This is a genomic window from Methanocaldococcus bathoardescens (assembly GCF_000739065.1).
Lineage (GTDB): Archaea > AGJL01 > Methanococci > Methanococcales > Methanocaldococcaceae > Methanocaldococcus > Methanocaldococcus bathoardescens.
On sequence record NZ_CP009149.1, the window covers coordinates 533,971 to 554,059 of the forward strand.

The window sequence follows — 20,089 nt, forward strand, 5'->3', positions numbered from 1 at the left end:
GGAAACTATGAAACCAACTGCTTATTTCTGTATGGAATTTGCAATCCATCAACCTTTAAAAACCTATGCTGGAGGGTTAGGATTTTTAGCCAGCTCACATTTTAGGGCTGCTAAAAGATTGAATCAACCTCTTGTGGGGGTTTCAATATTATGGAGTTATGGATATTACGACCAATTGAGAGATAGAGAAGGGAAAATGAAAGTTGAATATATAAGAAAATACTATGATTTTTTGGAAGATATTAATTTAAAAGTCCCAGTTACAATAAATAACAACACTGTATGGGTTAAAGCTTATAAATTAGAAGAAAATGTTTTTGGAACATGCCCTATTTATTTTCTAACAACAGATATTCCAGAAAATGATGATTTCTCAAGAACTATAACTCATAAATTGTATGATGCCAACAACATACTTCATATAGCTCAACAGATTGTTTTGGGTATTGGAGGATATAAGGTTATAAAAGAATGTGAAAACGTAAAGCTTTTCCACATGAATGAGCCTCATCCTTTACCTTTAGTCTTTAAGATGATAGAAGAGTATGGACTTGAATATACAAGAGAACATGCTGTTTTCACTACTCACACACCTTTACCAGAAGGAAATGAAACCCAAGACATAAATTTATTAAAATCCATGGGGTTCTTTGGAAATGTTGATGTAAAATTAGCTGAAAGATTGGGAGGAAATCCATTTAACTACACAGTTTGTGCCTTAAGAACTTGTAAGAGAGCCAATGCTGTCTCTAAAAAGCATAAAGAAGTCTGCGATAGAATGTGGAGTTGGGTTAAAGATAGATGTGAAATAATAGCTATAACAAATGCTCAAGATAGATACTATTGGCAAGACCCTGTTATTAGAGAGGCCGCAAAAAAATATGACATAGATATGTTGAGAGAGAGAAAAATGGAATTAAAAGAAATTTTGTTTGAGGAGGTTGCTGACCAAACTGGTAAATTGTTTAAGAAAGATAGATTAACTGTTGTTTGGGCAAGGAGATTCACAGCTTATAAAAGACCACATATATTGCTTCATGATGAGATGAGATTACTCGAGTTATTAAAAAAGAAAAAAATACAGGTTATTTGGGCTGGAAAACCACATCCTAATGACCACAACATGATAGCAACATTCAATTGGATTGTATCAAAAACAAGGGATATGAAAGGAGCTACTATACTAACAGGTTATGAATTAAAGCTGAGTAAGATGTTAAAGCAGGGTTCAGATATATGGCTTAACACACCAAAACTAAATCATGAAGCTTCTGGAACATCTGGAATGACAGCATCTATGAATGCCTCTATTCACATGAGCACCTTAGATGGATGGCATGTAGAATGGGCTAAGATGTATCCAGACGATAGCTTTACAATTGGTGATGGAGTTAGAGATGATGATGCCTATGTGGCTAACTGCATTTACAATTTATTAGAAGAGGTTGCTGATATGTATGATACTGAAAGATGGTGGATGAAAGCTTGTAACTGCGTTAATCATATTGTCGAATATTTTGATGCTGAGAGAATGGCTAAAGAGTATGCTGAGAAACTCTATAAATAAAATTTTGGTGATTTAATGATAATTTCCCACATCTCTTTAAGTGATAAAATAACTCTCCTAACTTATGGATGTAATTTTAAATGTAAATACTGCTTTTTCAAACCCTTATCTTGTAAAAAATATTCAGTAGATGAGATTTTAAATAAAATTTTAGAAGTTAATGAGAGTTATAGATTGAATAAAATTTTAATTGCTGGTGGTGAGCCAACATTACAAAAAGATTTACCTGAACTAACAAAACTATTAAAAGATGAAGGTTTTTATCTTATGCTTTCTACAAATGGATATTATTTGAAAGATATGCTTGATAAACTTGAAGTTGATGAAATACATATTGATGTGAAGGCTTATGATGAAAATAAACATATATATTTAACTTCCTGCTCTAACAAAAAAGTTTTAGATTGTATAAGTTATATAGGCAAAAATAAAGATGAGTTTAATTTTAAAGTTGAAATAGATACAGTTTTAATTCCAAATATTGTTGATTTAGATGAAATTGAAAAAATAGCTAAGTTTTTAAGTAATTGGGATTTGCCTTATAGAATTACAGGATATGTAAAATATAACAACAATTTAAATGCAGAAAAACCAAATGAAGCTAAAATATTAAAAGCAAAAGAAATTGCTTTAAAATATCTTTCCAATGTATCTTGCTCCTTAGATTTTAGGAGGCATAAAAAATCCAAAAAGATTATTATTTAATTATTTTTAATTTAATGTTAGTTCAGTTTATAACTACTTCTCATCTTCTTTTATACCAATAACTTCTAATATCTTAGCCCTAATTGCCTCTTCAACCAATTTCCTCAAAGCTTCTTTATCAGACACTGCTTTAAATATTCCTAAAGGAATTTTAGCAGCTGCAGCTGTTTGATGTCCTCCTCCACCAAATGCCTTATTTAATATCTCTCCAAGATTTAACCTTAAATCTTTAGTTCTTGCAGATATGTGAATTTCATCTCCAACAATTCCAAAGACGAATGTTGTAGAAATTCCTTCCATCTTTAATAAGAAATCAGCTGCTTTTGGTAGAGCATCTCTGTTGCTTATTTCACCAACATAAGCTAAAGCTATATTTCCTTTAACAACTCTTCTATTCATTATTGCTCTTGCTAAAACTTCCATTACTTCAGTGGAAATTTCTGGATTCTCTATCATATTTAAGAGAGTAGCATCTATATAGCCTTGAAGATAGGCAGCTGCTTCAAAATCTAATTTTGATGTTTCTCTTTTAAAGTAATCAGTATCTGATTGTATTCCATAGAATAAAGCTGTTGCTAAGTTCCTTGACGGCTCTATTTCCAATTCCATAAGATATTGTGTTAAAATAGAAGCAGTAGCCCCAACCTCTGGTCTAATATCCATATATTCAGCAGTTAAATCAGCATTATTGTGATGGTCTATAATTATATCAATGTTTGGAGGCTCTACTGGTAGTTGTTTTAATGTAGATGTATCTACAACTGCAATAACACAATAGTCATTTATATCTATATCATTGATATTTAGAAGATTTACCCCCAATAAATTAACCATTGCTTTATTTTCATCATAGCCAATACTTCCTCCATAAGCAATGTCTGCATCAACACCCCATTTTTCAGCAATTGTTTTTAAAGCCATTGCACTTGCTATTGCATCAGGGTCTGGATTTACATGTGTTAATATTAGAAGAGGTGCTTTTTTCTCATCTTCAGTTTTTTCTAACCTTATGCATTTTTTCTTACCTTCTATTAATACAGATTTTAGCTGCATTAATTTTCTTTTTAATTTTGCATCTTCAACTTCCTTTGCAATATCCTTAGCTCCACTCTCTAAGATATTTATGATTTTATCTATATTTAACCCCATATAAAGCTCTGGATATCTTGGAATAGCCCTTGCAATTTTGTATGAGTTGGGGCTTAACTCACAAACTTTTTCAGCTATCCTTCTATTAACCTCTGGCTCGTTTGTTAATATTAATACAATATCCGCTTTATCAATTTCAGCTTTTTTTAATACTTCATCTTCAGTAGCATCACCAACAATCACTTTTACGCCTTCTTTTACCAAATCATCAGCATCATCAATGTCTTTATCAATAATTGTTATAGGTTCTTTATTTTTAATAAAATTCACAACTTTTCTACCAAAAGAACCAAAACCTATTACGGTTATCATAGTCATCACGTAAAATATTTTGTTGTTTTAGTAAAACTAATCATTTAGTAAACTAATAATACTACAGTCCATTTTTAATTATCATACATAACATAAGCATATCTCCTATTACTTATCTAAGATGGTATATAAACCTTGCCTAAAATTATTTTAAAAACTCTATCTCTATTTTGTCCTTTAAATAGTTTATTAATCTCTCAGCATATTTTAACTTTTTAATCTTTATTTCATCTCCTACAGCTATATCACTTTTTATATTAGGTCTTGAATATTTAGTTATATAAATTCCAAAATCCATTCCTCCCAATATTAGCTTCTTAGCTTTGAAATAATAAGCTAAAAAACAGCATCTATCCCCATCTGTAAATCCACCAAAATTAATTACATTTTTTAAATTTAACTCTCTATAATTTGGTATTTGACAGCTTCCAATGATATTTTTTAGTTTTGGAACATACTCTTTAATTCTTTCAATATTATCTCCATGTGCATGAACTACAATTATAGAGCCATTTTTATTACATTCAATTAGTGCTTCTAAATCTCCATCCAAATCTGAAACTATAATATCTGGAATTATGCCCTCTTCTAAAAATGCCTTACACGCTCCATCAGCCACTATTACAGGAAAATCTTTTCTTAATTCCTTCATAATTTTAATATGTTTTTTTATTGACGGTCCTGCACCAAAGATAAAAACTTCTCTACCTTCAATAATATCTTTAAGTTTATCAATAGGTATTGTATTAGCTTTCTCTAAAATATCATTTAAAATAACTGCACTTTCAACATCTTTACTTTTATCAAATCCAAAATCGTCCATAATTTCATTGTAAAATATCTCCCACTCTCTCATGTCCATATTATCACATTTAGTTATTTGGTTACTATACTTAAACAAATTCAAATCATAAACTATAAAAACGATATAACTACAACTTATATAGGATATAGCCACAAAAAAGCTATATAAAGCTATATGTTTTGTTTGGTGATAAGATGTTGAGTGTAAACAAAAAAGCTTTAGAGATTGTAAATAAAATGATAGAGAACAAAGAAGAGTTAAATATTGACGTTATAAAATTAGAAAATGGAGCTACTGTTTTAGATTGTGGGGTTAATGTTCCTGGAAGCTGGGAAGCTGGGAAGTTATATACAAAAGTTTGTTTGGGAGGTTTAGCTCACGTTGGCATCTCCTTATCACCATGTGAATGTACTGGAATAAACCTTCCTTTTGTTAAAGTAAAAACATCACATCCAGCAATAGCTACATTAGGTGCTCAGAAAGCAGGTTGGGCAGTAAAAGTTGGAAAATACTTTGCTATGGGTTCAGGACCTGCAAGAGCTTTAGCTAAAAAACCAAAGAAAACTTATGAAGAAATTGGATACGAAGATGATGCTGATGTTGCTGTTTTATGTTTAGAGGCATCAAAATTGCCAAATGAAGAAGTTGCTGATTATGTTGCTAAAGAATGTGGTGTTGAGCCAGAAAACGTTTATTTATTAGTTGCTCCAACAGCATCATTAGTTGGTTCAATTCAGATTAGTGGTAGAGTTGTTGAGAATGGAACATACAAAATGTTAGAAGTTTTAGAGTTTGATGTTACAAAGGTTAAATATGCAGCAGGTTTAGCTCCAATTGCTCCAATAATTGGTGATGATTTCGCTATGATGGGAGCTACAAACGATATGGTCTTGTATGGGGGAATAACATTCTACTACATTAAGAGCGATGAAAATGATGACATTGAAGGATTATGTAAAGCTCTTCCTTCATGCACCTCAAAAGACTATGGAAAGCCATTCATGGAAGTTTTCAAAGCAGCTGACTATGACTTCTACAAAATTGACAAAGGAATGTTTGCTCCAGCAGTTGTTGTAATTAATGATATGACAAACGGTAAAGTTTATAGAGCTGGAAAAATTAACGCAGAAGTCCTTAAAAAATCATTAGGATGGACTGAGTTGTAAATTTGCTTAAATATTCGTTTTTATTATTCTTTAAGCTTTAAAATCTCAACTATATTTTTAAATCCTTCTTCTTCACTAACTACTCTTCCTCTAACTTCTCTCAAAATCCTTTGAATTGTAAATTTATATCCTCTATTGTGTTTATGATAAATTTTTAATAATGGACAGCCATAAGATGCTTTAATTTCAATACCATTATTTTTTAATATCTCTCTTTCTTCATCTTTTGTTAAAGCAAAAAAAGATGGCAAATTAAACCTGAAAATTTCATTATCTTTATATAAAGCTAAATATCCAGAAGCTAATAAATCACCAAATATAACAAATTCAGCATTAATTTTTTTAGCATAATCTATAACGGCATTTTCAACAATTTTATGGCATCTACCACAAGGATGATATCTTCCTTCAACTACTTTCTCATAAACTTCCTTTAAATCAATATCTATAAACTCTAAATCTATGCCAATCTTCTTAGCTATGTTTTTGGCATTTTCTCTCATCTCATCTGTCATGATATATTCTGAATAGCAAGAAACTGCCTTCACATTAAAAATTTGCTTTGCTATTATTGTAGATGTTGAGCTATCAACTCCACCACTAAACGCAACAACTGCACTTGGTTTTTTATCAATAGAAACCTTATAAAACTCTTTATCTCCATTCAATCTCCTTATAATCATGTGTTTTAAAGCTTCTTTAAGCTCTATATCAATATCTAATCTTTCTAAAATTTCCAATGAATTTTTTAACCTCAATTCTTTAAGTTTCTGATTCACTTTCTCCTCTATAATCTTTTCAAACTCCATATAACCCCCTTTTATCCAACACATTATGAATTATAGTTATGCAGTGATTTGCATGCAACTCTAATGGTGATAGGGATATTTTTTTAGCTCCAATTTCTTCCAAAAATTTCTCATCCTCTTCTCCAATCCCTATGTGGTCTCCAAGTATAAAGACAGGATTTTCTATATCAACATTCTCAACATCTTTACCATCTTTGTGTAAATAATAAATATTCTTCCCTTCATTCAACTTCTCCAAAATTAAATCTCTAAATCCTAACCTCTTTACATAAATTCCTGGTGTTGATTGATTCCAGCTCTTTCTTTCTTCTTCATAAAGTTCTTCAAATTTTTTAAGAGCTTTTTTTATAAATATGGCTATATTTCTCTCATCTGGTGAAACTTTTCTTAACTCGCTACCAACAAATTTTATACAAACTGGTGGATTTGGTTGCCCATACAATACAGCATAAAAAATCACATCTCTTCTTATATCATGAGATAAAAAGAAAGCATCGCTAACACATCTGCAAAGTAAATCCAACCTTCCACAACTTCCTGGCAAATCTTTTAAATTTATATCTGATGAAGTTATTGTTTTATTTGCTTTAAATATAAACTCCCTCATAACATCCCTCCGAAACTTTAAGAAAGTTGAATGAAAATCAGAGATTTTCATAGCCCAAAGCTAACGCTTCGGTTTCATCAAAGCTAACACCTCCTCGCTTACGCTCAGAGGTGAAAATTAAAAAATTCTCTCATAGCATTCCCCTTTTTAACCTCTCAGGAACTGGATTTCTTGGTATATTGTGGTAGAGTTCTAAAGCAATATCTACAATATTTACACATCTATCTCCAAATCTCTCAATGTCCTTTAAAAACATACCAAATTGAACATAGAAGTTTAAATCCCCTCTTTTGTTTTCTAAAACTTTATTCAGCAATAACTCAAGATTTTTATGTAACTGCTCTTCAAGTTCATGAATTTTTGTTTCTTTTCTTTTGCTCTTAACAACATCTATGGCTTCAGTTAGCATCTCTTTAAGGATATTAAAGATTTCTCCAACTTCATTCTCAATATCTTCATCCAATTTAAGCCCATGAACTACCTCTTCAGCAATGTTTGCTATATAATCTCCCAATCTTTCAAGATTTGAAGCAATTGTGGCGAAAGCGTTTGCATAAGCTCCGGGTAGATATTTTAGAGCGTTCATTCCTAAGAGCATCCTAATTTCTTCTTCCATTTTATTTAATGCATAATCTTTAATGATTATATCTTCAGCTAATTTTTTATCGTGATTTTTTAAAGCAGTATAAACTAAATCTAAGTTATTTAAAAGTGTTTTTTCCATTTTTTCTAAGGTTGTTTTTATTTCTTTCATTAGGATGTATTCATCAAATTCTAAATTTATTTTATGCAATTTACTCATATCAACTACATAAGGGTGTTTAACTATTTTTTCATCTATTAATGGCTTTAAAAGCTTAGCAACATATCTTCTACTTATTCCAAGTTTTTCAGCTATTTCATCCTGTGTTTCTGGCTCTTCTTCAATAATAACTCTTATTATCCCAGCTAAAGTAGCTTCTTTACCTCTCAACATGATATCCCGTAAATTCATATTTTATGTAATTAATTACCTAACTTTCTATAAATAGTTTTTTAAAAACCATAATTAAAAATAATTAAAAATACATCTTAATGTCAAATATTTCTATTTCAAAGTAAAAAATTTTTATTCACCAAAATTAACCATAGATGAAGCAAAGTAAGGATTGGCTACTGCATGATTATGCAAATAACCAGCCAAAACCTTCCCATTAAAAATTCCATCTAAGTTATTAACAATTCCTCTCCCCCTTTCTATTTTATAAGCAAATCTCTCTTCTTTTATATTGACAAGCTTTGAATAATGAAACTCATGCCCCTTAAATTTCAATCCCTTCCTTCCAATTAAGCAATCCTCTAAAAATTCAGCTTTAACATAGCTAAGCCCTTGAACATTTTTAGTCATAACTGCTGAGCAATTTAGCAAGCCAACCATTGGCACATTATCAATTGATTTTGTTAAATACATCAAACCCCCACATTCTCCATAAATGTAGCCGTCAAATTCCCTAATACTTTCAATCATTTCTTTATTCTTGCTTAATTTTTCTTTAAAGAGTTCCGGATAACCCCCTCCAATATATAAGATATCTGCATCTGGAACTTCACTATCTTTTAATGGGCTAAAAAATTCTATTTTACCTTTATTTTCTTCTAAAGCATCAAAGTTATCCCAATAGTAAAAATTAAATACTTCATCATAAGCAACAGCTATTTTTTTGTAATTTTCATTAACTTCCCATAAAAAGACATTATCAATTTCTTCAAAATCCTCATCAGCTATTTCCACAATCTTATCCAAATCTAAATATTTTTCAACTAATTCTCCCCACAATTCTACTTTATTCTCTATCTCCTCTAAATTTTCTGGTGTTGGAACTAAGCCAAGATGCCTCCCTTCAACTTTAAAATCTTCATTCCTTGGGATGAAACCAATAATCTCAACATCTGGAAGATAATAACTCATTGCCTCCTTTAGCTTTTTTATATGCTTCTCACTTCTAACAAAATTGAAAATAACTCCTCTAATTTTAACATTATCAAAACTCATAAAGCCTTTTATTATTGCTATGGCACTTCTTGTTAAACTCTTTGCATTTACAAGTAAGATTATTGGAGCATCTAATGCCTTGGCAACACTTGCTGTACTGCCAATATCATCTATTGCAGATATTCCCTCATAAAGCCCCCTAACTCCCTCAATAATACTTATATCCTTATCTTTTGAATGTTTTTGAAAAAGATATTTTATTTGCTCTTTATTCATAAAAAAAGAATCTAAATTCCTTGATTTATTTCCAGTGGCTATTGTGTGATAGGTTGGGTCTATGTAGTCAGGCCCAACTTTATAGCCTTGGACGTTATATTTTTTTGATAACGCCTTCATAATTCCAGTAGAGATAACTGTCTTTCCAACTTCACTTGATGTTCCAGCAATTACAACCCTCCTCATAGCTATCTCCTACTTTTTATGTCTAAAATAATCTTTATTCATAAATATGATATGATGTTAAAAAAGGTTTATACGTTGTGAATTATATAACATTTACCATATACTTATCTAAGTGATATTGATGACTGGTTTATCAAATCTTGAAGTAGAGGAAAGAATAAAAAAATATGGATACAATGAACTTAAAGAAAAGAAAAAAGTTACGTGGGTTAAAATTTTATTGAGACAGTTTTCCAATATTTTAGTTTGGATTCTCTTTGCAGCATCCATTATATCATTTTTTATTGGAGAGATTTTAAATTTTTGGGTTATCATTTTTCTTTTATTTTTTATTATATTTTTAGGATTTATTCAGGAGTATAAAGCAGAAAGTGCGATGGAATCGTTGAAAAAAATTGTCCAACCAACAACAAGAGTTATAAGAGATGGGAAGGTAAGAAAAATTCCAAGTAGAGAAGTGGTTCCAGGAGATTTACTAATTTTGGAAATGGGAGATAAAATCCCTGCAGATGCAGAGGTTATTGAAGCAATTAATTTAAAAGTTGATGAATCAATTCTAACTGGAGAAAGTAAAGCAATAGAGAAGAAGAAAGGAGATTTAATTTTTGCAGGAACACAGATAGTTCATGGAAAGTGTAAAGCTATAGTAGTGGCAACAGGTATGAATACAAAATTGGGAAAGATAGCAAGAATGATTCAAGATATAGAAGAAAAAACACCACTACAAGAAAAAATAACAAAGTTAGGAAAGATTTTAGCATTAATAGCCTTAATTGCTTGTGCGATTATATTCATTTTTGGAGTTGTTAAAGGAATTCCAGTAGTTGAGATTTTAGTAGTTGCTTTAGCGTTGGCAGTTGCTGCTGTTCCTGAAGGATTGCCATTAGCTTTAACTTTAACTTTATCTATTGGCATGCACCGCATGGCAAAGCAAAATGCTATAATAAGAAAATTACTTGCAGTTGAGACCCTTGGCTCAGTAACAGTAATCTGCGCGGACAAAACTGGCACAATAACAAAAAATGAGATGACAGTTGAGAAGATTTTTGTTGATGACAAGATTTTCGATGTAACTGGAGTTGGTTATGAGCCAAAAGGGAAATTTCTTTATAATGGGGAGGAAGTTGATATTAATAAAGAGGAAAATTTAATTTTGTTGTTAAAAGCGGTTGCTTTATGTAATAATTCTGTTCTTGAAGAAAAGGAGGGAAAGTGGGGGATTATTGGAGACCCAACAGAAGGGGCATTAATTGTTGTAGCAACAAAGGCAAATTTATGGAAGGAAGATTTGGAAAAAGAATATCCAAGAGTAGGGGAGGTTATCTTTACCTCTGAAAGGAAGATGATGACAACCATACATAAAAAAGATGGGAAACTTTTAATTTTCTCAAAAGGGGCTCCAGAGGTTATTTTAAAAAAATGCAAATTCATAAAGAAAAAAGATAGAATAGAGGAAATTAATGAGGATGAAAAAGCAAAGATATTGAAAATAAATAAAGATTTTGCAAGCTCTGCATTTCGTGTTCTTGGTGTTGCATATAAAGAAGCATCTAAAATAACTCCAAAGAATATTGAAGAAAATTTAGTTTTTTTAGGCTTAATTGCTATGATAGACCCGCCAAGGGAGGGTGTAAAAAGAAGCAATAGAAGCATGTAAGAGGGGAAAGATAAGGGTTATTATGGTTACTGGAGATAACGAAGAGACGGCAAAAGCAATAGCAAAGAAAATTGGACTATTTGAAGAGAATAAAAAAACAATAAATAATAAAAAACTTAAAAAATTTTTAGAAAAAGGTGTTATGACTGGAAGTGAATTAGATAGGCTAAGTGATGAGGAATTAAAGAGTATTGTTGAAGATATTATTGTCTATGCAAGAGTAGTTCCAGAGCAAAAGTTGAGAATTGTCAATGCATTAAAGAAGAAGGGGCATATAGTGGCAATGACGGGAGATGGTGTCAATGATGCCCCCGCATTAAAGAATGCGGATATTGGTATAGCAATGGGCATTAAAGGAACTGATGTGGCGAGAGAAGCAAGCGACATGATTTTGCAAGATGATAACTTTGCTACAATAGTTGAAGCAATTAAAAATGGTAGGGCAATATATGAAAATATTGAAAAATTCACTTGCTATCTTATCTCAAGGAACTTCACAGAGGTAATCCTTATAGGATTAGGCATAATTTTGTTAGGATTTGAATTTTTGCCATTATTACCATTACAAATTTTGTTCATAAATATGTTTGATGAGGAAATGCCTGCAATAGCATTAGGTTTAGACCCTGCAGGAGAAGATATTATGAACAAACCACCAAGAGAAGTGGGGAAGGGAATATTAACAAGGAGAAATTCCATTTTAGTTTTTAGTTTGGCATTATTCATGGCAACAGTAGCTTTTTTAATATTTATTATATCTAATCCAACAATTAGCATAGAAAAATCAAGGACAATGGTTTTTGTAACTATAGTGGGCATGGTGATATTTAATACCTTCAACTTCAGGTCTTTAGAGGAATCCATATTCAAAATCGGTATTTTTGAAAATAAATTGCTAATATTATCATCTATAATTATTGCTTTAACAACATTATGTGTTATATATATTCCATTTCTACAAGAGGTTTTTGAATTTGCTCCTTTAAATTTAAAAGAATGGATTATTTGTTTAGTGGGAGCATTTTCAACATCTATCTTTATGGAAATAATAAAATTATTCATGAAAAAGAAGGTTAAATTATCTCCCCATTAATGCCATCTTAGCCAATAAAGCACTCAACTGAATTCGTTCGTTAGCTCCCTCAACTATTCTAAAGTCAGTTTCACCAATAGCATCTGCCAACTCAACTTTTTTCCTCTCATCAATATCTAAGCTATTTATTTCCCTAAACATCTGGTTTAATATATCCTCCCCACTCATTCCCCACTCAACCATAAGCTTATACAATAAATCCCTTGCCTCTATAAACTTTCCATCTAAAGCCAATTCCATCATCTTCTTAACTTCTTCTGGTCTTGCTCTTGAAGAAACTTTATAAACAATTTCATCATCTATAACATTACTTAAAGCTGCTGCTGTCTGCAAAACATTTATTGCCTTTCTCATATCTCCTTCAGAGACATAAATTATAGCCTCTAAACCACTTTCAGTTAAATTTAATCCCTCTTTCTCAGCAATCTCTTTTAATTTTTTGGCAATATCTTCTTTCTTTAATGGTGAAAACCTAAATACTGCACATCTTGATTGAATTGGAGGGATAATTTTGCTTGGATAATTACAACTTAAAATAAATCTACAAACATCTGAATATTTCTCCATTGTTCTTCTTAAAGCATTTTGTGCATCTGCAGTTAATGCATCACTCTCGTCTAAAAATATAATTTTAAACGGCACGTCTCCAATTGGCTTAGTTCTTGCAAAATCTTTTACTTTTGTCCTAATAACGTCTATCCCTCTTTCATCTGACGCGTTAAGCTCTAAAAAGTTGTCTCTCCAGTTTTCTCCAAATAAATCTCTTGCTAAACACAAAGCAGCGGTTGTATTATGCAATACAGTTGGTAGATTGCCACCAATGAAGTTGTGATATTTTGGAACATGCAAGTCATAAATTATAAAGTCTCCATCCAATTGTTCAATTTCAACAATTTTATCCCAATATAGCTCATTCTCATGTAAAAATAAGATGTAAGATATTGCATCTCTTAGCTTATCATCTATGTTATGGCTAATTAATTCTAATTTATGAAGGATCTCTTTTAGAACATTCTTACTTAAATCAACATCTAAATTTAATTTTTCTGATAAGTAGTTTAGGATATTTTCATTTACAATCAATCCATTTCCTTTTAATTTTTCATCTTTAAAAATGAAACTATCTTTTTTATAAACAATATTGCATGGAACTGCTAACTTATCTCCAACCTTTAAATTTTCTGCTTTCTCCCATTTTATTTCTCCATTTTTGTTGTTTATTAATAGAGGATGATAGGTAGTTACCTTTAACTCTCTACCCATTTTAGTTTTTATTTTTATTAAGGTATTGGTTTTGTCTTTATAAACATACTGCACATCAAACTCTCTAATCTTTCCATATTCATCAATTCCTAAAACTTTTATATTATTGACTAAAGTTGCTCCAAACTTTCCATTGCTTATTTCTTCAACAACTTCTCCAATCTCTCTAATCTCTCCGTTTATAATAACCTTTGTATCTCCTGTTAAGCACTTTCCAACTCCCGGAGGCCCACTGAATAATAAATGCGGCATACTTTTCTTTTCAACGTATTTCTTTAACCTCTTTACAATTTCATCCTGCCCTACAATATCATCCAATGTTTTTGGTCTATACTTCTCTACCCATGGTTTGTCCATTATCCCACCAAAATTTGTTATAATTTTATCTTTCAATTTTATTCTAATGCATAATCCAAAATCTCACCAAATCTCGACTTAACAATATCTTTTTTCCCTAAAACCTTTGCATGGGCATCTAACTCAACAATCGCGTAATCATAAATCTCTTTTATTGGATGATAGGTTCTCGGCCCATCACTTATACTTATCTTTATTATATCTTCATCTATTTCTTCAACTGGTAATGCGTGTGGAACTCCAGAAACAACAATAGCATCTACATCTAAATCTTTTAATATTTCAACAGCTTTCTCTCCAGTTATTGGGTATTCATCTAAACCTCCAGTGATATAATCTGCCTTAAACCTTCTTAATATATTTTTTGCATCTCTTCTAATCTTTGGCAATCCAACATCTGCTAAGTTGGCTATATTTACACAATTAAAGTGTTTATTTAAAACAATTAAAGGATGTGCAAATAAATAAGCAGTTTCTTTTTTAGCATTCAATACACATGCAATTTTTCCACCTTTTTCTTTCAAATCCTTTAAAACTTTTATAGCTTCGTTTAAATCATCATCATAGGTTGGCTTTATATATTCTTTCTTTGCCATTCCTCTTCTTTTCTCAACTTCTGTAGCTTTTTTTAATAAAAATTTCTGCCTTTCAAACTCTTCCTCATCAATTATTCCTAATTTTAAGGCAGATTCCATTGCTTTTATTGCCCCTATTGTGTTATCTCCACTACCACTATGAACTTCAACTGGAATAATTATAGCTCTCTCATCATCAACAAATTCCCACAAATCTTCACCAATAATCATACTTGCACATGTCCCAACAATACCAATCATTGGTTTTTCTTTCTTTAACTCATTTTTTAAATATTCAATTGCATAATCCAAAGCTTTTTTTAAATTTTCTGAAGCTCCAAAAACAATGGCGTTTTCATCTATATTGCTTGTAAATACTCTAACTCCATCCAACTCTAATAATCTTGCTGTTCTAAAGCAACAACCACTCGGTCCATGCAGAATTATGGCATCAACACCTAAATCTCTAAGCTGATACATTGCAGCGGCAATGGGAGAAGGTCTTGGATGGAATATCATAGATTCACCTCAATTGATTAATTTATTAATATCCACTAAATAACTCAAACCATACAATATTTATTTTATTGCTTAATTTATCATTTTTGTATCAAACACTATCTTATGATACATCTTATTGCAATTTATTACAATTGACATTTAAATATCAACTATAGCTTTATTTTATTAATTTTATTAGCATAATTCGAATACTTTTAACTATTCTCAGCCATTTAAACCACCAAAACAGAAACTTTAAATACTTTGGGCTTATTAAAAGTTATTAAACTACTACTTTCCAAAAAAGGTGAATCAAATGAAGGTAATTGGCAGAATCTACATCTATGACAATCGATTAAAAAACATAGCACCCTTCACAATCCAATTAGCACACTTCCGAAATATGCTAATAATCCTAATCCTCAAGTTAAAAGAACATTTAAGTTATTATCCAACTAATGAAGCGTTATTGTACTCTCTATTAGCTGATAGATTAAATAAAAGAACGTTAAATAATTTAGAAAAACTACAAAAACTTAACGAAATCTCAAACATAATAAAATCCGATAATTTTTTATCCAAATTATTAAACAGCATGAAAAAGTTAAAAAAGGAACTAAATAACAATTATGCCATACAATCGATTATAAGACAAGTTTGTAGGGATTTTAAGGCATATAGAAAAGCTTATGAAGAATATTTAGCAAACTCAAACAAATTCAGTGGAAAACCGAAACCACCAAAAGCTAAAAAGCTAAAAAATATCGATAAATTCACTGTAGAGCTAAATAAAATGAGTTTTAAGATAAATAATAAAATCTTACATGTTAAACTGCATAAAAATAAACAAATTCGAATAAAACTGCCAGAATTTATAAAAGAGCCAAGCAGTGTTCGAATTACTTATTATTTGGGCTTTGCTTATGTGGATATTGTTTATGATAAGCACATTGAAGAGTTGAAACCGTTAGGAAAGTATAAGGCTGGAATCGATTTAGGGGTAGAGAACTTCGCCACTGTTGTATCTACAAACGATAACGTTCCATCAATCGTTGTGAAATCCTCTTATCTTAAATCGTTCAACCAATGGTGGAACAAACTATCTGCCAAGCTCAGAAGCCAAATCGATACTATTAAAAACCTACTAAAAGAAAATCCAGATGATAAGAATATATTATTGGAATTGAAGATTTTGACTAAGAGGATTAAAAAACTGCATCTGCATCGGAAGAAGTGGATGGAGAATATAGTTCACCAAGTATCTAAAGCTATATCAGTATTTTTACATCAAACTGAACACGATAAGGTTTTTATCGGTAGGAATATTTTAGAGGCTAAGAATGGTAGTAATTTAAGTAAAAGAGTCAATCAAAACTTTGTTCAAATACCGTTTAGGTTGTTTATCGATAAGTTGGCTTATAAGCTTAAATGGCTTGGAATTAAATTGGTAGAAGTGGATGAGAGTTATACTTCTAAGGCTTCTTGTATTTCGGATGATATTATCGAAATTCAAAGGAGGGTTGGGAATAATGAGAAAGTCTCTATGTCGGGAGACAGAATATGTAGAGGTTTATATTTTGATAAAATCGTTAATTTGATATTCCACGCCGATGTTAATGGTGCTTTTAACATTCTAAAAGTCGGTTTAAAGAAGAAAAGGCTATTTAAGAAAGTCGATAAAATAGTTAAGGTTAAGCTCTGCAGACCTAAAGCTGTAAGATTATTCGAATTCTGTAGGGCTGTGTTAGGCAACCTCTGCCCCCCAAATTGGGCGGTAGAGGTTGGTCTATCCCGTTAAGGGAGCGGGTGCTGATGAAAGACCTATTCAGGCTATGTCAGATGTAATCGTTTGAAACATTTGACATAGCCTGAATAGGTTTTGAGGACCTGTTTTAAGATTGATTATAAAATAAATTTGGTGAGAGATAAAATGAGCAAAAAAATCATTGGGTTGTTGGATGGGGATAGAGTTATAGTTTTTGATAAAAATGGGATATCTAAATTATCAGCAAGGCATTATGGGAACGTTGAAGGAAATTTTCTATCATTATCTTTGGTTGAAGCTCTCTATTTAATAAATTTAGGATGGTTAGCTGTTAAAGATAAAAATGAAAAAATGCTGAGCTTTGAAGAGTTATATGAATATGCAAAAAATATTGAAGAAAGATTATGCTTAAAATATTTAGTCTATAAAGATTTAAGAACGAGAGGTTACATAGTAAAAACCGGCCTAAAATATGGAGCTGATTTTAGGCTTTATGAGAGAGGAGCAAATATAGATAAAGAACACTCTGTTTATTTGGTTAAGGTATTTACCGAAGATAGCTCTTTTCTATTAAGTGAGCTAACAGGATTTGTTAGAGTGGCTCATTCAGTTAGAAAAAAATTACTCATAGCAATAGTTGATGCAGATGGAGATATTGTCTATTATAACATGGCTTATGTAAAACCATAAATTAAAAATTTTGGGGGGATATAATGATTTTAAAGCCAGAAAATGAAAGAAAGCTGATAATTGATGTTTTAAAGAAATTTGGTGTTCCAGAAGAAGATGCTAAAATAACTGCTGAAGTTTTTGTTGATGCTGATTTGAAAGGCTTCACTTCCCATGGAATTGGGAGGTTTCCACAATATATAACTGCTCTAAAGTTGGGACATATAAATCCAAAGCCAAATATAAAAATAGTTAAAGAAAGCCCTGCTACTGCAGTTGTAGATGGAGATTTGGGTTTAGGTCAAGTTGTTGGAAAAAAAGCTATGGAATTAGCTATAGAAAAAGCAAAAAATGTTGGAGTTGGAGTTGTTGCTACAAAAAACGCTAATCACTTTGGTATCGCTGGCTATTATTCAGAGTTGGCTATGAATCAAGATATGATTGGAATAACAATAACAAATACAGAGCCAGCCATGGCACCTTTTGGTGGTAAAGAGAAAATTTTAGGGACAAACCCAATAGCTATTGCCTTTAAAGGGAATAAGTATAAATTTTCCTTAGATATGGCTACTGCATCAATAGCGAGAGGAAAGATTTTAGAAGCTTTGAGGAAGGGAATTAAACTTCCAGAGGGTTGTGCAGTAGATAAGGATGGAAAACCAACAACAGACCCTGCTAAAGCATTGGAAGGATGTATATTACCATTTGGAGGGCCTAAAGGGTATGGTTTAGCATTAGCTATTGAAATGTTATCAGCCATTGGTGGAGCTGAAGTAGGAACTAAAGTTAGAGGAACTGCCAATCCAAAAGAAAGATGCACTAAAGGAGATTTATTTGTAGCTATAAATCCAGAATTTTTTATGGGTAGAGAGGAGTTTAAGAAGAAAGTCGATGAGTTGTTAGAAGAGATTAAGACATCAGAACCTGCAGAAGGTTTTGAGATATTAATCCCTGGGGAAATAGAGGAGAGAAATAAAATGAAAAGAAAGGATGGATTCGAAATTGATGAAAACTTATACAATCAACTAAAAGAAATTTGTAATGAATTAGGATTAAATATTGAAGATTATGTAGAGTAAAATATACGGTGAAATAATGTTAATAAAAGATATTATGAAAAAACCCATTGTAGTTTATGAAGATAATGATTTAATCGATGTAATAAAATTATTTAGGAGAAATAAGATAAGTGGGGCACCTGTATTAAATAAAAATGGAAAATTAGTTGGTATAATCTCAGAGAGTGACATAGTGAAAACCATTGTTACACATAATGAAGATTTAAATCTCATTTTGCCATCACCATTAGATTTGATTGAATTGCCTTTAAGAACAGCTTTAAAGATAGAAGAATTTATGGAAGATTTAGAAAATGCATTAAAAACAAAGGTTAGAGATGTAATGACAAGAAAAGTTATTGTTGCTAAGCCAGATATGACAATTAACGATGCGGCAAAGCTGATGGTTGAAAATAACATTAAAAGATTGCCAGTAGTTGATGATGAAGGAAATTTAATTGGTATTATTACAAGAGGGGATTTAATAGAAGCATTAATTTAAGCTTAGTTTAATCTTCAAACTTTTTATTTTTTTGTTGTAAATATTTAATTTATAGAACATTATGATTATTTGTTATTATCTTTAAAACCTTAATAATGGTGGGATGTTGATAATTCAAACACCATCAAGAATTCACATGGGGCTTATAGATTTAAATGGTTCTATTGGGAGAGTAGATGGAGGTATTGGTTTAGCTTTAGAAGAACCAAATATAAAAATTGAAGGAAAAGAAAGTGATGAAATAAACATTGAGTTTGATAAAAAATTGATTGAAAAATTTGGGGAGGATTATATAGAATCTATTAGAGATAGAGTGTATAACACTGCTATCAAAGTTTTAGAGGTTGTTAATGGAGAGGGAGTTGATTTAAAAATCCTATCACTATTTCCAGCCCATTCCGGTCTTGGTAGTGGAACACAGCTATCTTTGGCAGTAGGTAAATTAATATCTACAATATACAATAAAGAAATGAACGGATATGAGATAGCCAAAATTACTGGAAGGGGAGGGACTTCAGGAATAGGTATTGGAGCTTTTGAGTATGGAGGATTTTTAATTGATGGAGGACACAGCTTTGGTAAAGGTAAAGATAAAGAGGATTTTAGACCTTCATCTGCTTCAAAAGGAGTTAAGCCAGCACCAATAATATTTAGACATGATTTTGATTGGGAAACTATCTTAATTATCCCAAAAGGAGAACACGTCTATGGAAAAAAAGAGGTCGATATATTTAAAAAATACTGCCCAGTTCCTTTAAATGAAGTTGAGAAAATCTGCCACTTGGTTTTAATGAAGATGATGCCAGCAGTTGTTGAAAAAAATTTAGATGATTTTGGAGAAGTTGTTAATAAACTTCAATACTTAGGCTTTAAAAAAGTTGAGCTCTCTTTACAATCAGATATTGTTAAAGATTTAATTAATGAATTGCATAAAGATGTTTATGCAGGACTTTCAAGCTTTGGCCCAACAATCTATGCCTTTGGAGACAAAAAATTAATTGTTGAAAAAGCTAATGAAGTTTTTGATAGGCATGGGATTTATGGGGATATAATTATAACTAAAGCAAATAATGTTGGGCATAGAATTTGGTGAGC

The 20,089-nt window shown here is 31.2% G+C and carries 18 protein-coding genes; 10 read left to right on the forward strand and 8 right to left on the reverse strand.

All coding sequences use genetic code 11. From position 1 onward, the window contains the following. Positions 1-7 precede the first annotated feature (7 nt). Together glgP and JH146_RS02720 are read left to right on the forward strand one after the other, a co-directional pair. Positions 8-1,567 (forward strand): alpha-glucan family phosphorylase, encoded by a 1,560-nt coding sequence (gene glgP / locus JH146_RS02715; RefSeq protein WP_048201582.1) that lies wholly within the window; start codon positions 8-10, stop codon positions 1,565-1,567. A 15-nt stretch (positions 1,568-1,582) separates the two neighbouring features. Next, the gene (locus tag JH146_RS02720; protein ID WP_048201583.1) at positions 1,583-2,272 is read left to right on the forward strand and encodes a radical SAM protein; all 690 of its coding nucleotides are present in this window, start codon (positions 1,583-1,585) and stop codon (positions 2,270-2,272) included. Between the two features lie 33 nt (positions 2,273-2,305). On the opposite strand, the gene JH146_RS02725 is transcribed toward JH146_RS02720, so the two are convergent. Both JH146_RS02725 and JH146_RS02730 read right to left on the reverse strand, forming a co-directional pair. Then, positions 2,306-3,733, reverse strand: a complete 1,428-nt coding sequence (locus tag JH146_RS02725) for a DHH family phosphoesterase (RefSeq protein ID WP_048201584.1) — start codon at positions 3,731-3,733, stop codon at positions 2,306-2,308. A 145-nt stretch (positions 3,734-3,878) separates the two neighbouring features. Then, positions 3,879-4,595: a 6-hydroxymethylpterin diphosphokinase MptE-like protein gene (locus tag JH146_RS02730; RefSeq protein WP_048201585.1), complete on the reverse strand. Its 717-nt coding sequence runs from the start codon at positions 4,593-4,595 to the stop codon at positions 3,879-3,881. 137 nt (positions 4,596-4,732) lie between these two features. On the opposite strand from JH146_RS02730, the gene mch reads away from it, so the two are divergent. Beyond that, positions 4,733-5,704: a methenyltetrahydromethanopterin cyclohydrolase gene (gene mch / locus JH146_RS02735; protein WP_048201586.1), complete on the forward strand. Its 972-nt coding sequence runs from the start codon at positions 4,733-4,735 to the stop codon at positions 5,702-5,704. A 23-nt stretch (positions 5,705-5,727) separates the two neighbouring features. Here the strand turns inward: mch and JH146_RS02740 are convergent, their stop codons facing one another. From JH146_RS02740 to cfbB, 4 genes are all read right to left on the reverse strand, one after another. Then, complete coding sequence (locus JH146_RS02740; protein WP_081874453.1) at positions 5,728-6,513, reverse strand: 7-cyano-7-deazaguanine synthase; 786 nt, start codon at positions 6,511-6,513, stop codon at positions 5,728-5,730. Then, on the reverse strand, positions 6,503-7,120 hold the full coding sequence (gene trmY, locus JH146_RS02745) for a tRNA (pseudouridine(54)-N(1))-methyltransferase TrmY (RefSeq protein WP_048201587.1): 618 nt from the start codon (positions 7,118-7,120) through the stop codon (positions 6,503-6,505). The genes JH146_RS02740 and trmY overlap by 11 nt, the downstream gene beginning before the upstream one ends. A 130-nt stretch (positions 7,121-7,250) precedes the next feature. Further along, a complete protein-coding gene (locus JH146_RS02750) occupies positions 7,251-8,096 on the reverse strand; it encodes a phosphate signaling complex PhoU family protein (protein ID WP_048201588.1) in 846 nt (281 codons plus the stop codon). Between the two features lie 132 nt (positions 8,097-8,228). Then, positions 8,229-9,554 (reverse strand): Ni-sirohydrochlorin a,c-diamide synthase, encoded by a 1,326-nt coding sequence (gene cfbB, locus JH146_RS02755; protein WP_048201589.1) that lies wholly within the window; start codon positions 9,552-9,554, stop codon positions 8,229-8,231. 121 nt (positions 9,555-9,675) lie between these two features. Between cfbB and JH146_RS08780 the strand changes: the two genes are divergently transcribed. Both JH146_RS08780 and JH146_RS08785 read left to right on the forward strand, forming a co-directional pair. Continuing rightward, a complete protein-coding gene (locus JH146_RS08780; protein WP_236953677.1) occupies positions 9,676-11,211 on the forward strand; it encodes a cation-translocating P-type ATPase in 1,536 nt (511 codons plus the stop codon). 22 nt (positions 11,212-11,233) lie between these two features. Continuing rightward, on the forward strand, positions 11,234-12,304 hold the full coding sequence (locus JH146_RS08785) for an HAD-IC family P-type ATPase (protein ID WP_236953678.1): 1,071 nt from the start codon (positions 11,234-11,236) through the stop codon (positions 12,302-12,304). Here JH146_RS08785 and JH146_RS02765 read toward each other — a convergent pair. Next, the gene (locus JH146_RS02765; protein WP_048201590.1) at positions 12,290-13,924 is read right to left on the reverse strand and encodes a replication factor C small subunit; all 1,635 of its coding nucleotides are present in this window, start codon (positions 13,922-13,924) and stop codon (positions 12,290-12,292) included. The two genes, JH146_RS08785 and JH146_RS02765, sit on opposite strands and share 15 nt — an antisense overlap. A gap of 38 nt (positions 13,925-13,962) precedes the next feature. Next, entirely contained in the window at positions 13,963-15,018 is a 1,056-nt protein-coding gene (cfbD, locus tag JH146_RS02770) for a Ni-sirohydrochlorin a,c-diamide reductive cyclase catalytic subunit (protein WP_048201591.1), read from the reverse strand. A 298-nt stretch (positions 15,019-15,316) separates the two neighbouring features. Here cfbD and JH146_RS02775 point away from each other — a divergent pair, with 298 nt between their 5' ends. The 5 genes from JH146_RS02775 (at position 15,317) to JH146_RS02795 (ending at position 20,087) form a co-directional block, all read left to right on the forward strand. After that, complete coding sequence (locus JH146_RS02775) at positions 15,317-16,798, forward strand: RNA-guided endonuclease InsQ/TnpB family protein (RefSeq protein ID WP_052352068.1); 1,482 nt, start codon at positions 15,317-15,319, stop codon at positions 16,796-16,798. A 132-nt stretch (positions 16,799-16,930) separates the two neighbouring features. After that, on the forward strand, positions 16,931-17,455 hold the full coding sequence (gene endA, locus JH146_RS02780; protein WP_048201592.1) for a tRNA-intron lyase: 525 nt from the start codon (positions 16,931-16,933) through the stop codon (positions 17,453-17,455). A 23-nt stretch (positions 17,456-17,478) separates the two neighbouring features. Continuing rightward, positions 17,479-18,513: an L-sulfolactate dehydrogenase gene (comC, locus tag JH146_RS02785; protein WP_048201593.1), complete on the forward strand. Its 1,035-nt coding sequence runs from the start codon at positions 17,479-17,481 to the stop codon at positions 18,511-18,513. A gap of 16 nt (positions 18,514-18,529) precedes the next feature. Beyond that, the gene (locus JH146_RS02790) at positions 18,530-18,994 is read left to right on the forward strand and encodes a CBS domain-containing protein (protein ID WP_048201594.1); all 465 of its coding nucleotides are present in this window, start codon (positions 18,530-18,532) and stop codon (positions 18,992-18,994) included. Positions 18,995-19,100: 106 nt separating this feature from the next. Beyond that, complete coding sequence (locus JH146_RS02795) at positions 19,101-20,087, forward strand: beta-ribofuranosylaminobenzene 5'-phosphate synthase (RefSeq protein ID WP_048201595.1); 987 nt, start codon at positions 19,101-19,103, stop codon at positions 20,085-20,087. The last annotated feature ends 2 nt before the right edge of the window (positions 20,088-20,089 follow it).

Excerpts from the sequence above, each read along its gene's own strand:
- glgP (WP_048201582.1), top strand. The coding sequence starts at position 8 with ATGAAACCAACTGCTTATTTCTGTATGGAATTTGCAATCCATCAACCT.
- JH146_RS02720 (WP_048201583.1), top strand. The coding sequence starts at position 1,583 with ATGATAATTTCCCACATCTCTTTAAGTGATAAAATAACTCTCCTAACT.
- JH146_RS02725 (WP_048201584.1), bottom strand. The coding sequence starts at position 3,733 with ATGATAACCGTAATAGGTTTTGGTTCTTTTGGTAGAAAAGTTGTGAAT.
- JH146_RS02730 (WP_048201585.1), bottom strand. The coding sequence starts at position 4,595 with ATGGACATGAGAGAGTGGGAGATATTTTACAATGAAATTATGGACGAT.
- mch (WP_048201586.1), top strand. The coding sequence starts at position 4,733 with ATGTTGAGTGTAAACAAAAAAGCTTTAGAGATTGTAAATAAAATGATA.
- JH146_RS02740 (WP_081874453.1), bottom strand. The coding sequence starts at position 6,513 with ATGGAGTTTGAAAAGATTATAGAGGAGAAAGTGAATCAGAAACTTAAA.
- trmY (WP_048201587.1), bottom strand. The coding sequence starts at position 7,120 with ATGAGGGAGTTTATATTTAAAGCAAATAAAACAATAACTTCATCAGAT.
- JH146_RS02750 (WP_048201588.1), bottom strand. The coding sequence starts at position 8,096 with ATGTTGAGAGGTAAAGAAGCTACTTTAGCTGGGATAATAAGAGTTATT.
- cfbB (WP_048201589.1), bottom strand. The coding sequence starts at position 9,554 with ATGAGGAGGGTTGTAATTGCTGGAACATCAAGTGAAGTTGGAAAGACA.
- JH146_RS08780 (WP_236953677.1), top strand. The coding sequence starts at position 9,676 with ATGACTGGTTTATCAAATCTTGAAGTAGAGGAAAGAATAAAAAAATAT.
- JH146_RS08785 (WP_236953678.1), top strand. The coding sequence starts at position 11,234 with ATGGTTACTGGAGATAACGAAGAGACGGCAAAAGCAATAGCAAAGAAA.
- JH146_RS02765 (WP_048201590.1), bottom strand. The coding sequence starts at position 13,924 with ATGGACAAACCATGGGTAGAGAAGTATAGACCAAAAACATTGGATGAT.
- cfbD (WP_048201591.1), bottom strand. The coding sequence starts at position 15,018 with ATGATATTCCATCCAAGACCTTCTCCCATTGCCGCTGCAATGTATCAG.
- JH146_RS02775 (WP_052352068.1), top strand. The coding sequence starts at position 15,317 with ATGAAGGTAATTGGCAGAATCTACATCTATGACAATCGATTAAAAAAC.
- endA (WP_048201592.1), top strand. The coding sequence starts at position 16,931 with ATGAGCAAAAAAATCATTGGGTTGTTGGATGGGGATAGAGTTATAGTT.
- comC (WP_048201593.1), top strand. The coding sequence starts at position 17,479 with ATGATTTTAAAGCCAGAAAATGAAAGAAAGCTGATAATTGATGTTTTA.
- JH146_RS02790 (WP_048201594.1), top strand. The coding sequence starts at position 18,530 with ATGTTAATAAAAGATATTATGAAAAAACCCATTGTAGTTTATGAAGAT.